Source organism: Sutcliffiella sp. FSL R7-0096, assembly GCF_038595065.1.
Taxonomy (GTDB): domain Bacteria; phylum Bacillota; class Bacilli; order Bacillales; family Bacillaceae_I; genus Sutcliffiella_A.
In genome coordinates this window covers 4868819-4882165 of record NZ_CP152003.1, presented here as the reverse complement: position 1 = coordinate 4882165, position 13347 = coordinate 4868819, and the positions used below count along the sequence as shown (strand labels likewise).

Sequence of the window (13347 nt, the reverse complement as noted above, 5' to 3'; positions counted from 1 at the left end):
TTTTACTTAGGTCCCGTGGTGTAGCGGTTAACATGCCTGCCTGTCACGCAGGAGATCGCCGGTTCGATCCCGGTCGGGACCGCCATTTATACATATTCATAGCTCTTTTTTAGAGTGTTAGGCTCGGTAGCTCAGTTGGTAGAGCAATGGACTGAAAATCCATGTGTCGGCGGTTCGATTCCGTCCCGAGCCATCTCAAAGCAGCGCGTTCATCTTATGGTGAATGTGCTGTTTTTTTGTTTAGGTGGATTTTGTTCAAAGGCTGATCCACATTACATCTATTCGCCCGAAGCGTCGCTCTTAGCCCAGGAAAGGTCAATTAGAATGGCTTATATGCCCGAGGCGCGTCCCAGTAACCCCAAAGGTTAAATAGAAGGGCCCTATTTGCAGAATTACGCAGCAGGCTGACTTTCTCTTTTGGAGATTTTGGTGTTTACATAAGTCCTCTATGGCGACTGAGCTGCTGTTTTTTGAGTGTTTGGTGGTTGCATAGGCCCTCTATGGCGACTGAGCTGCTGTTTTTTTAGGTTCTGGTGGTTGCATAGGCCCTCTATGACGACTGAGCAGCTGTTTTTTAGGTTCTGGTGGTTGCATAGGCCCTCTATGGCGACTGAGCAGCTGTTTTTTTAGGTTCTGGTGGTTGCATAGGCCCTCTATGACGACTGAGCAGCTGTTTTTTTAGGTTCTGGTGGTTGCATAGGCCCTCTATGACGACTGAGCAGCTGTTTTTTAGGTTCTGGTGGTTGCATAGGCCATCTATGGCGACTGAGCAGCTGTTTTATGAGTGTCTGATGGTTGCATAGGCCCTCTATGGCGACTGAGCAGCTGTTATTTGAGGTTCTGGTGGTTGCATAGGCCCTCTATGGCGACTGAGCAGCTGTTTTTTGAGTGTTTGGTGGTTGCATAGGCCCTCTATGACGACTGAGCTGCTGGTTTTTGTGTATCTGGTGGTTGCATAGGTCCTCTATGACGACTGAGCTGCTATTTTATAAGTGTCTGATGGTTGCATAGGCCCACTATGACGACTCGCCCCTAAAAAACCCAACCCCTTCAAAATTACCAAAAAACCACGCCGGCACAAAGCATAAATCCACAAGCCCAAGCACTTCATCTTCTATTAATGTTACCCCTCTGTAACAATAAAGGATAAAATCCCCTCTTATACCAACGCTATCGCCAAAACTATGTAAAATTACCCATAAAACATACCTAAATAAGGAAAAAAACCTATGAATCGCCTAAATATGACAAGAATAATACAATTAGGTTACATCTTTTGTTCTAGTATTCTATTGAATGATAGACATATGGTATGGTAAAGTAGTCGGAAATTTTAAATGGGTATCATTAGACCTAATCGAGGAATCTAGTAAACCTAAATAAAAACTGTTTAAGAACGGGGAAAGAAATCAGGGGGAAATAAAGACCATGATGAACCGATTAAAGCGTATATATAGTACATACACCAAAAAACAAAATAGTAAACATATATCTCAAAAAAATCGTCTTTCTACTTTTACAAAAAGAGTTATGGTAACGACTGTAGCTGCTTCTACCATCACTTTGGGCGCTATGGCTGTCCATGCAAGTGAAAATTCCCTACTAGGTACCATTTATCATGTGTACCTGAATGGTGAGCGTGTGGGAGCTGTGGACGATAAACAAGCGTTGGATAAAGCGGTAAATGAAAAGATTGATTCTGTCCAGAAGCAATATAAAGATTTGGAGCTTTCCGTTGGTAACCAAGTTTCTGTCGTACCTGAAAAGGTATTCCGACCATCTGCTGAAAATCAAGAAACGATAGATGCGGTTGTCGAGCAGGTAGAAATAAAAGCAAGTGCGTCCGCATTGACCATTGACGGAAAAGAAGTAGTGCTTCTTAAAGACAAGGAAGAAGCGGAAAAAGTAATGGAGCTTCTAAAATTGGAATATGTGTCCAAGGAAGACCTAAAAGCTTTAGAGAAAAAGCAAAGTGAGGAAGAGCCTGTTAAGGAACTTCCAGAACTGAAAAAAAATGAGTCTCGTATATTAGACGTTTCCATCTCGGAAAAAGTTTCATTTTCTAACAAAAATGTTAGTCCGGAAAATGTAGTTTCTGTTAAAGAAGCTCTTGAACAGATAAAAAAAGGAACAAAAGAAGCGAAGAAATATGAAGTGCAGGCAGGAGATTCCCTAGGGGATATTGCCGAAAAGCATGACCTGACTTCAGAAGAATTATTGAAATTGAATCCAGATATTGAAATGAGTTCATTGCTTGCAGTAGGAAAAACATTGAATGTGTCCGCCAAAAAGCCATACCTCAAAGTACTGGTAAAAGAAGAAGCATCTAAAAATGAAGAAATCCCTTACGAGCAGGAAGTTATTGAAGACAAAGAACTTCCTAAGGGAGAAACGAAAGTGAAGCAACAAGGAGTAAATGGTGAAAAGAACGTACGCACCATTACGACGAAGGAAAACGGCGTTACGATGAAAACGGAAGTAACGCATGATGAAACATTGAAAGAGCCTGTGAAACACATCGTTCTAAAAGGAACAAAAGTGATTCCTTCCCGTGGGAGCGGCTCACTTGCATGGCCTGCAGTCGGCGGCTATATCTCCAGTAAAATGGGGCACCGTTGGGGCAAAATGCACAAAGGGATCGACATTGCCCGTCCAAGTGACAGAACGATCAAAGCTGCCGATAACGGCGTTGTAGAATCTGCCGGATGGGATGGCGGTTACGGAAATAAGATTGTCATCAACCATCAGAACGGCATGAAAACCATTTATGCTCACCTTGATTCTATGAGTGTATCAGTAGGAGAAACTGTTTCACGTGGATCAAAAATTGGTGTGATGGGAACGACTGGTCAGTCAACTGGTATCCACTTACACTTTGAAGTATACAAAGACGGACAACTTAAAGATCCAATGCAGTATTTAAGCAACTAAACACATACACGAACCTCTAGCAACCTGAAAGTTAGCTAGAGGTTTTTATATGCTGAAGAGTATTACAAGTCCACCTGTAGATTGTAGTGCACGCTGTGGTGACTCCGGCGGGAGGTAGGGGAAGGTTGAGACCTCTGAAGCGTTGTGGGGAGGCTCAAATAGCGCCCTCTGGATAAGCGAACACATGGAATGGAAATCTACAGGAGTTAATGAAGCTTTCCCTTAATAGATGCTTTACAAAGCTCTACATGGTAAAGTAAATAGTATAATGCTTTCGTAAATACTGAATGATATAAATAGATAGAAGTTGAAGGAGCGAAACTCAGATGGAAAAGAAAATATTAGTGGTAGACGACGAGAAACCAATTGCCGATATATTGAAATTCAACCTTCAAAAAGAAGGCTATGAAGTGTACTGTGCCTATGATGGCGAAGAAGCGGTCAATAAGGTAGAGGAAGTGCGTCCAGATTTAATTTTACTTGATATCATGTTACCGCAAAGAGACGGCATGGAAGTATGCAGGGAAGTCCGTAAAAAATATGAAATGCCAATCATCATGCTGACAGCAAAGGATTCCGAAATTGATAAGGTACTCGGGCTTGAGCTTGGTGCCGATGACTATGTGACGAAGCCATTCAGCACACGGGAGTTGATTGCACGTGTGAAGGCAAACCTGCGCCGTCACCAGCAAAAGGCTGCTGACACGGAAGAACCGACGGAAATCTCGATTGGTTCCCTTGTCATCCATCCTGATGCATATATGGTGACAAAACGTGGAGACATGATCGAGTTGACGCACCGTGAGTTTGAATTACTTCATTACCTTGCCAAGCACATTGGACAAGTAATGACACGTGAGCATCTCCTGCAGACGGTTTGGGGTTACGATTATTATGGAGATGTGAGAACCGTGGACGTAACGGTACGTCGCCTACGTGAAAAAATTGAGGATAATCCAAGTCATCCGACATGGATAGTTACAAGAAGAGGAGTTGGCTATTACCTGCGACAAACCGAGCAGGAATAATATACATGAAAAAGGTAGGTTTTTTTCGATCCATTCATCTTAAGTTTGTGGTGATCTATGTATTGCTGATCTTGGTTGCCATGCAGATCATCGGGGTTTATTTTGTCAGCAAGCTGGAAAATCAGCTGATTGAAAACTTTAATGAATCCCTAAATGAGCGTATCAACCTTTTGGCATACAGCATTGAGCAAGAAATAAAGAAGCAGCGGGATGATACTTCTCCAACCATTGAGGAAGATATCCGTGCCGTGCTGCAAGATGTAACAATGGAAGACATTGATGAGATTCGAGTGATGAATGCAAACAGCAGGGTCTTGGGGACTTCTAATCCATACAATCAAACAAGTGTAGGAAAAAGGACGACAGAGCTTCTTGTAAAACGGGCTTTAGTAACGGGAAAGTCAACTCCTAAGGATGCAATAGATCGACAGACCTTGAATCGGGTTAGACAAATAGCTACACCTGTTAAATCCAATAACCAAGAGATCATCGGTGCCATTTATGTTGAGGCTTCCATGGAGAAACTATATACACAGATGCGGCAAATCAATGGGATTTTTGCCACAGGAACGATCATTGCCATGGCATTTACTGCGGTACTTGGCGTTATCCTTGCCCAGACAATTACAAGACCGATGTCTGATATGAGAAAACAGGCCCTGGAAATGGCCAGAGGGAATTTTTCCCGGAAGGTTAATATTTACGGTAATGATGAAATTGGCCAGTTGGCGCTCTCTTTCAACAACTTGACAAAAAAGCTACAGGAAGCTCAAGCGACCACTGAGGGCGAACGTAGAAAGTTGAGTTCTGTTCTATCCCATATGACAGATGGTGTAATTGCGACGGATAGAAAAGGAAGAATCATCCTCATCAATGAACCTGCCTTGGGGATGCTGGATGTTCCACGTGAAACAGTTATAAACAAATCGATCATTGAAGTGTTGGGCATTGAGGAAACCCACACATTTGACCTGTTGATTTCCGAACAGGAATCCTTGATTCTAGATTTCAGTACAGAGAAAAAACCGTTTATACTTAGAGCGAGCAACTCTGTTATTCAGAAGGAGACAGGGTTTATTAATGGATTGATAACCGTTTTGCACGATATCACCGAACAGGAAAAAATCGATCAGGAGCGTCGGGAATTTGTGGCAAATGTATCGCATGAATTAAGAACGCCACTGACTACAATGCGTAGTTACTTAGAGGCATTGGCTGATGGAGCCTGGAAGGATGACGAGATCGCACCTAGGTTCTTGGATGTCACGCAAACAGAGACGGAAAGAATGATCAGGTTAGTTAATGATCTATTACAACTCTCCAAAATGGATTCCAGAGATTATCATTTTTATAAGAAACAGATAGACTTTGGTGAATTCTTTAATAGGATTATTGACAGGTTTGAATTATCCAAATCTCAGAAGGTTTCTTTCATACGGAACATTCCAAAAGAAAAAATTCAGGTTTCCCTTGATACAGATAAAATTACGCAGGTCCTGGATAATATTATTTCCAATGCCATGAAATATTCGCCAGAAGGTGGGACCATTATATTCACAGTTGACATTGAAGAATCAGCCAATCAGATCTTGGTAAGCATCAGTGATCAAGGAGTTGGAATTCCAAAGGCTGATATTAATAAAATCTTTGAGCGTTTCTACCGAGTGGATAAAGCCAGAACAAGAATGCTTGGGGGTACTGGACTGGGGTTGGCGATTGCCAAAGAAATGATCCAAGCCCATGACGGTGATATATGGGCATCGAGTGAAGAAGGAAAAGGCACTACCATCTACTTCACACTTCCTATCTCCCAAGAGGAACAAGAGGATGACTGGGCATGAATTATGAAACTATTAAATCATTAATTTTAACCTTTCTTGTACTACTAAGCCTCGTTCTTACATGGAATCTGTGGACCTATCAACCTGACTATGAATACATCAACAGCGATCGAGTCATCAGTGATGTGGAAATCAGGGAAAAGAAGGAAATCAACCAAATTGTAAAACCAAGCCATATGCTTTTTCATTATGATGATGTACATCATGGGAATGTGGATACAGATCGCTTTCTGAATGAGTTTAAAAGTTGGAGCCTTTATGATATTGAACGGGTGGACAATAACAACCATGACTTTACTTCTTTTATGCATGGCAACAGAAAAATGGAAGTGGTATTTCCTGATGATATCCCGTTGCAGACGTTCCGTTTTCTAACAAACTTTAGGGATAGTGAGATCCCGGAAATTAATATCAACAGAATACTGATTGATTTTAACGTTGTATCTGAAGGTAGTGAGCAAACCATCTTCTTGGTCAACTACGAAGAGAAGGAAGTTTATTCGGCAAGGGTAAGCAACCTATCGCTTAGCCAAATGGAGCGTGCCTTTTATCAAACAGGAAGAACAAATCCGCTCTACCTCTCTTTAAAAGCGCAGGATGATCGATATGTATTCTTCCCTGCCCTGGACAGGAAAGAGGAGCAAATACGCACCTATAGTTATTTTACCGATCAGTTAAATCCGGAAGATTTCAAAGATGCACTTTTTAGCGAGCCGAGCATTGTAACAAAAGACATGACGCTCGATGCGGAGGTATACCGTGATGATTCCAGGCTGATGAGGGTAACCAATCATGATTATAAACTCCAATATGTAAACCCCGGGAACACCGGACAAGGAAATACATTGGAATTCAATGTCATTGAGCAAGGAATCGAGTTTGTGAATAATCATAGCGGTTGGACGGGACCTGTAGAAAATTATAAGCTGGATAAATGGAATAGGAGTACCTTGGAGGACACCGTTTCCTATCGAATGTATGTTGGTGACTATCCAATATTCAACTTTAATTCAGATGCGGTCACAGAGATTGTACAATCCTGGAGGAATAATGAACTGCGTGAGTATACTCGGCCAATCTTTGAATTTGGCATCATTGTGCCTAGATCTCCCCAAAAGAAACTTCCTAGAGGAGAGCGTGTATTGAGGGAAATGGAAAAGTTGAACATCGATCCCAGCAAAGTGACTGATATTAAAATCGCTTATGAACTAAAGCGAAGTTCTGAAACAACGGAGATCATCACGATCGAACCGATATGGGTTTACCAGGAAAGCCATTCAACATGGTCCAAGCTTAACTTTACGGAAAACGATGATTTGGAAGGGGGAATGTAAGATGGATTGGAGGAAAACCAAGACAATCTTCATCCTTACGTTCCTTGTCTTAAACCTCTTTCTTGGAGCAAAAATACTTGATAAAAGAGAGAAAAGTCAGTTGGAATTACTTGCTGAGGCCTCTACAGAGGAGAAGTTTGAGGTAGATGAAATTACCTATGCAGACCTTCCAAAAGCACCTTCTAAAGAAAGCTATATCAGCGGGAGCAGCTATGTGTTCACTGATGAAGATGTGAAGGAGTTAATGGAGGAAAAGGGGCAAGAGGTAAAGCGTATAGACGAAACAACAATACTTGCTGAGTGGAAGGAACCGATTGCGCTTCCGGAAACTAATATGACCTCAAAGCTCAATACGGTTTTCCAAGATCAAATTCTCTTTGCCGACCAATATAAGTTCTGGGGCTTTAATCCTGTTAGCAATACGTTATATTTTTTCCAGCAATATGACGGAAAGCATATTTACAGTAACTCGAGTGGGATGGTAACGGTACAATTAAACGAACTGGGTGAGATTGTCTCCTATATGCAGACATATATCACGGATCTTGAGGAAATGGATGTAGAGCAAGATGTCATCTCTGTTTTCAATGCATTGGAGAACTTGTACAACAGCGGCGATTTACGGTCAAGAAGCCATGTCAGCCATATGGAACTCGGCTATTACACCTTGTTGGATAATACGAACTCGCATGTATTGATCCCGACTTGGCATATCGTCATCAACGAGAATAAGAACCTTGAACAGGACTTTTTCGTAAACGCATTTGAAGGATCCATTATTAAAAAAGACAATCGAACATTGGAGTGAAGTGACATGAGCCTGCATTTTAGCGTGCTAGCAAGCGGCAGCACAGGAAATGCAATTTATGTCGCAACAGAGGAGCATTCTTTATTAATCGATGCTGGTTTGAGCGGCAAAAAAATGCAAGAACTGTTTAATGGGATAGGCAGAAAAATAGAAGATCTATCCGGTATTTTGGTGACACATGAGCATAGCGATCACATTAAGGGACTTGGCGTACTTGCCAGAAAGTACAAGCTCCCGATCTATGCCAATGAAAAGACATGGAAGGCGATGGACGGCCTGGTTGGCGTCATCCCGACAGAGCAAAAATTCACGTTTGAGCTGGAACAGGTGAAAACATTTGGTGGTCTGGATGTTCAATCATTCGGTGTATCACACGATGCAGCAGAGCCGATGTTCTATTCCTTCCATGATGGGGATAAAAAAGTTGTTGTCATCACCGACACTGGTTATGTCAGCGACAGGGTGAAAGGCATCATTTCCGATGCAGACGCCTATGTTTTTGAAAGCAATCATGACGTGCAGATGTTACAGATGGGACACTATCCATGGAGCATCAAACGACGTATCTTAAGCGATGTAGGACACGTATCCAATGAGGATGCAGCCCTTGCCATGGCGGATGTCATGGGAGACAAAACGAAGCGTATTTATTTGGCGCATTTAAGTAAAGATAATAACATGAAAGATCTAGCGAGGATGTCTGTCCAGCAAACACTTGCCACACGGGGAGTAATCGTGGGAGAACAAGTGGAGTTGTATGACACAGATCCTGAGAAACCAACCGCGCTTGCTTTCGTGTAAAAGTCTTAGGCTTATAGCGCCTTTCTTTTTGTCTTTTTTCCTGGACCCTTTAGGACTTTTACATGGAGTGGCGATGGTAGTTGCGATGTGAAAGAAAGGAAGGACAACATGGGATATTACGACAAACAAGATCCATCCAAACATTCTAAGCAAAAAGGAAACAGAGGGAGGTATTTTCTCCCTGGAATCGTGGCGTTGTCACTTGGCGTTTTATTATTGGCTGTGGCCTTCCCTGGTTTGACGGGAAGAGTGATGCCGGATGGGAGTAATCGTCAAGCGGTGGAACAGCGCGGGCAGTTGCCAAATCAGTCAGAATCCGGTGGTACTGCAGCGGAAATTCGCAATGTCTCCGTTAATGTAACATCAGGTGTAACAGAAGCAGTCGATAATGTCGCAGAAGCAGTTGTCGGCGTCATCAACCTGCAAAATGCCTCCTTCTGGAACGACACGGAAGTCGAAACAGATGAGGAAGGCGAGGCGGGGACAGGCTCTGGTGTCATCTATAAAAAAGAGAACGGAAAAGCCTATGTGGTGACGAATTATCATGTTATTGAAGGGGCAACCCAGGTGGAACTCAGCCTGATTGACGGGACAAGGGTACCGGCAGAGGTGCTCGGTGAAGATCCGTTGACAGATCTTGCTGTGTTATCCATGGCAGATGAAATGGTGACAAAGGTGGCGGACTTCGGGGACTCTGACAGCGTCCGTACAGGCGAGCCTGTGATCGCCATCGGAAACCCTCTAGGACTGCAGTTTTCCGGCTCGGTAACACAGGGAATCATCTCCGGAACAGATCGGAGCATTCCTGTTGATGTGAATAGGGACGGCACTCCGGATTGGCACGCGGATGTCATGCAAACAGATGCTGCCATCAACCCTGGTAACAGCGGAGGCGCTTTGATCAATATCCAAGGGAAAGTCATCGGCATCAACTCGATGAAAATTGCCCAGTCCGCGGTGGAAGGTATCGGTTTGGCCATACCGGTCAACTCGGCGATTCCAATCATTAGTGACTTGGAGCAATACGGCCAGGTTAAACGGCCATACTTTGGTGTCAGCATTGGCTCGTTGTCCGATGTATCAAGCTACCACTGGCAACAGACGTTGAAGCTTCCGAAAGAAGTAAGTGCAGGTGTGTATATTACGGGAGTGGCACCTGGATCACCTGCCGCTAAAGCAGGATTGCAGGAATATGATGTTATTGTGGACCTTGACGGCGAACAAGTGCGGGATGTCATTGAGTTGCGCAAGCATCTTTATAATGAAAAACAGGTCGGCGATGATATGAAGGTAACTTTCTATCGAGGCAAGGATCAAAAATCAACAACCGTGAATTTAACGGAAGATACAACCGGCGAATAAGAAGAAAAGGGGAGAGATGGCAGAAATCTCTTCCCTTTCTGTTTCCTCACATGTGGATAAATGGTATTCTAGTGAAGTTAAAGAAGGTTTTGAAAGGATTGTGGATAAAATGAAATGCTGTTTAGAGCATATTGAGTTAGCAATGGAAATGTACATAGATGAACACGAGGAAGCACCAATTTTAGAGATGTTACCGGAAGAAGAAAAGTTATCAACAACCTGTGAATTTTGTAAAGAAGCTGCAATATATATGGTGGGGAACTAATATTCGCCCACTAAATGTGGATAGAAATTGTTGATATGTGGATAACTTCTGTGGATAAACTGTTTGCAAGGTGGTATGACATGTGAATATCTCAATAATCACAATAGGAAAACTAAAAGAGAAGTATCTGAAACAAGGAATAAATGAGTATTTGAAACGTTTGAGTGCCTACGCAAAAATAGACATCATTGAGCTCCCAGACGAAAAAGCCCCAGAACAATTAAGCGAAGCCGAAATGGAACAAGTGAAAAATAAAGAAGGCGAACGGATACTAGGGAAGATTTCTGATGATACCCATGTGATTGCTTTGGCGATTGAAGGGAAGCAACGTTCATCTGAAGAATTGGCGAGGGAAATGGACAAGCTGGCTACTTATGGGAAGAGTAAGGTAGCGTTTGTGATTGGGGGATCGCTTGGGTTGAGCGGGGACGTGATGAAGAGGGCGAATGATACGTTGTCTTTTTCTAGGATGACGTTTCCGCATCAGTTGATGAAGTTGATACTATTGGAGCAGGTTTATCGGGGTTTTCGGATTAATCGGGGGGAACCGTACCATAAATAGAGGCAAAAAAAACTGAAGATAAGATGGCATTTTGTCTTTTGAATCAGGTTTTGAAGAGGAATTTTGCTCTGAATGATCTGATTCAAGATACAAGATGTGAATAAGTGTAAATGTTTTGGACAGATTGACTTCTGAAAAATCAAAATCGAGTTCGATATTATCCACCGTTCGAGAGCGACCGTCAGCTTGTATTATCGTTATCTTATTTATTAAAAGTTGAAAAAGCTGCTTTTTCTTTTCTCTCGAAGACTGTTGAAATACTTGTACATACATTTCTAATAAATGCCTAACCACGTCAGGTGTAATAATTTTTGAGTCGGATGAACTTAGTTGAAAGCTAAGTTCATTTTTCTTTTGAACTAAGTCATTCTTCGATTTAGCTAACTTGTGTAACTTTTCCTGTAGTATGGATACAGGGAAGAGATTTTGCTCAAAAGCTTCCATATATTTTTCTTGCATGGCATTGGCTTTTTTAAGTTCTGCTTCAATCATCTCTAACTGCTCTTTTAGTTTCACATTTGTATGAACCGTGTCTTCATTAATATTCTCTATAGTATTACTAAAGCCAGCTGAATCGTTTAAGAAGTCTGTTATACGATTAATGACAGCATCTTCTGCATAGTAGGCTTTAATTGAATTTGCTTTACATGCTGATGATCCTTTGTTGTGGAAGTCACTACAGACATAATAGCGATGCTTTCGTTTAGTTCCATCTTTTCGAGTAGAAATAGTAATAGATGGGACCATGCCTTGACCACAGTTAGGACATCTAAGGATACTGCTTAAGAGAAAAGGTTCGTTAGACTGACGCTGCTTAAATGACTTACTTTGTCTACGGGCATGAACGATATTCCAAAGTTCGTCGGAGATAATTGCTTCGTGTTTCCCTTCAACTAAAATGGGATTCGTATTTTTTCCACGCCTTCTCTTTTTATCCCAGTTCTCAACTTGTAACCATCGTATTTTACCAACATAGATAGGATTATCTAATATTGTAGCAATACCATTGATTGAGAAGTGTCTGCCACGTTTAGTCCGATATCCTTCTTTGTTTAAGTGATTAGCGAGGGCTTTGAGACCTTTACCTTCTGCATATAGAGTAAAAATAAGTTGAACAATCTCTGCTTCTTTTGGATTAATGATAAGCTCTTTTTCTATAGAATCAAATCCGAAAACCACGCCGCCGTTCCAGCTTCCTACTTTAGCACGTTGAGTCATTCCTAGCTTCACATTTTCAGAAAGGGTATTTCTCTCCATTTCGGCAATGGATGCCATCAATTGTACGACCAGTTTACCTATAGGACTGGATGTATCAAAATTCTCAGAGTAGGAAATGAACTTTACAACATACTCTTCGAATTTATCTAGCAGCACAAGAGTATTTAACATATTTCTTGAAAGACGTGATATCTTCCATACCAATACAGCTTGGAATTTGTCCTTCTCCACATCCAATATCATTCTTTGCAATGCCGGTCGGCCTTTTATATCTTTACCACTAATGCCTTCATCGACGTATTCTTCAGCGATCTGCCAGCCGTAAAGATGAGTAAATTGGCGAAGGGTTTGCAATTGTGCAGAAATGCTATAGCCTTCACTTGCCTGTTCTTCGGTGCTGACACGAACGTATATTGCTACGCTTTTTATTTCATTCAGATTAACCACTCCATTATCGTTTATAACAGTATTGGTCTTAAAGGAGGGGAAAAATACCTAATTAAACTAGGGATTTATTAGTACACAGATGAGTGGTTAAAGGTAATGTTATGACAAAACTGAAGACGTTATAAAAACACATGCTTTTCAAGTTCTGGAGGTATATAACATTAGTTGTCGAATTATGTTTTAGAGTGATTTACTGACTAGTATGAAAAAAGGAGTTGTTGAAATTTTATATGATAACTAAGGAAGATGTTCTTTACTATATAGAGATAAGGACAAATTAAAAGATAAATGAAAAAAAGCGCTATTATTAAATAATAAAGGAGAGAGAATCACAAGAGTATAAAAAGTTCATTAAGAAAATAAGAGTGTTTTATCAGATAGAGAACAACTAATTTTAGATTCTATATACGGGGTCAGTGATGAACCTATGAAATTTAGGGATGTAGGAGTAATGTTAACTCTAACCCCTGAAAGAACTAGGCAGCTTACGAAGTAAATATAACATTAAATAGATGGAATATAAAAATTCTGGATGATTTCTATAACATGAATTTTCTTAATATATTCAAGTTTAAATCAAATTCGTTGTTTATATCGAGGTATTTTGGGGTTGAAGTGGGTTCGATATATCCCGCTTCTTTTTTGTAATCTGTTGCACAGTAGACGTAATAATGTGCAAAATCCTCCTTTATTCTATGGACTTTGTGTAGGATTTCACTCAAAATAACGAAGCAGTTAAAGTGAAGAAGG

At 41.4% G+C, this 13347-nt stretch carries 10 protein-coding genes and 2 tRNA genes; 11 read left to right on the top strand and 1 reads right to left on the bottom strand.

All coding sequences use genetic code 11. The features are described 5' to 3' along the window. Nucleotides 1-9: 9 nt before the first annotated feature. The 11 genes from MKY77_RS24860 (at nucleotide 10) to rlmH (ending at nucleotide 10932) form a co-directional block, all read left to right on the top strand. Nucleotides 10-85: transfer RNA gene (locus MKY77_RS24860), tRNA-Asp, on the top strand. A 35-nt stretch (nucleotides 86-120) separates the two neighbouring features. Next, nucleotides 121-193: transfer RNA gene (locus MKY77_RS24855), tRNA-Phe, on the top strand. A 1235-nt stretch (nucleotides 194-1428) separates the two neighbouring features. Next, nucleotides 1429-2931 (top strand): peptidoglycan DD-metalloendopeptidase family protein, encoded by a 1503-nt coding sequence (locus MKY77_RS24850; RefSeq protein WP_339148245.1) that lies wholly within the window; start codon nucleotides 1429-1431, stop codon nucleotides 2929-2931. A 326-nt stretch (nucleotides 2932-3257) separates the two neighbouring features. Further along, a complete protein-coding gene (gene yycF, locus MKY77_RS24845) occupies nucleotides 3258-3959 on the top strand; it encodes a response regulator YycF (RefSeq protein ID WP_339148244.1) in 702 nt (233 codons plus the stop codon). Nucleotides 3960-3964: 5 nt separating this feature from the next. Further along, nucleotides 3965-5800, top strand: a complete 1836-nt coding sequence (walK, locus tag MKY77_RS24840; RefSeq protein WP_339148243.1) for a cell wall metabolism sensor histidine kinase WalK — start codon at nucleotides 3965-3967, stop codon at nucleotides 5798-5800. Next, nucleotides 5797-7134, top strand: coding sequence for a two-component system activity regulator YycH (gene yycH, locus MKY77_RS24835; RefSeq protein ID WP_339148242.1), 1338 nt, complete (start codon nucleotides 5797-5799; stop codon nucleotides 7132-7134). The genes walK and yycH overlap by 4 nt, the downstream gene beginning before the upstream one ends. 1 nt (nucleotide 7135) lies before the next feature. After that, nucleotides 7136-7942, top strand: a complete 807-nt coding sequence (yycI, locus tag MKY77_RS24830; protein ID WP_339148241.1) for a two-component system regulatory protein YycI — start codon at nucleotides 7136-7138, stop codon at nucleotides 7940-7942. Nucleotides 7943-7948: 6 nt separating this feature from the next. Next, nucleotides 7949-8743, top strand: a complete 795-nt coding sequence (locus tag MKY77_RS24825; RefSeq protein ID WP_339148240.1) for an MBL fold metallo-hydrolase — start codon at nucleotides 7949-7951, stop codon at nucleotides 8741-8743. 108 nt (nucleotides 8744-8851) lie between these two features. Further along, nucleotides 8852-10105, top strand: a complete 1254-nt coding sequence (locus MKY77_RS24820) for a S1C family serine protease (RefSeq protein ID WP_339148239.1) — start codon at nucleotides 8852-8854, stop codon at nucleotides 10103-10105. Nucleotides 10106-10121: 16 nt separating this feature from the next. Continuing rightward, nucleotides 10122-10370: a CxxH/CxxC protein gene (locus tag MKY77_RS24815; RefSeq protein ID WP_339148238.1), complete on the top strand. Its 249-nt coding sequence runs from the start codon at nucleotides 10122-10124 to the stop codon at nucleotides 10368-10370. Nucleotides 10371-10452: 82 nt separating this feature from the next. After that, a complete protein-coding gene (gene rlmH / locus MKY77_RS24810) occupies nucleotides 10453-10932 on the top strand; it encodes a 23S rRNA (pseudouridine(1915)-N(3))-methyltransferase RlmH (protein WP_339148237.1) in 480 nt (159 codons plus the stop codon). Here the strand turns inward: rlmH and MKY77_RS24805 are convergent. After that, complete coding sequence (locus MKY77_RS24805) at nucleotides 10873-12597, bottom strand: recombinase family protein (RefSeq protein WP_339148236.1); 1725 nt, start codon at nucleotides 12595-12597, stop codon at nucleotides 10873-10875. The genes rlmH and MKY77_RS24805 overlap by 60 nt on opposite strands. Between the last annotated feature and the right edge of the window lie 750 nt (nucleotides 12598-13347).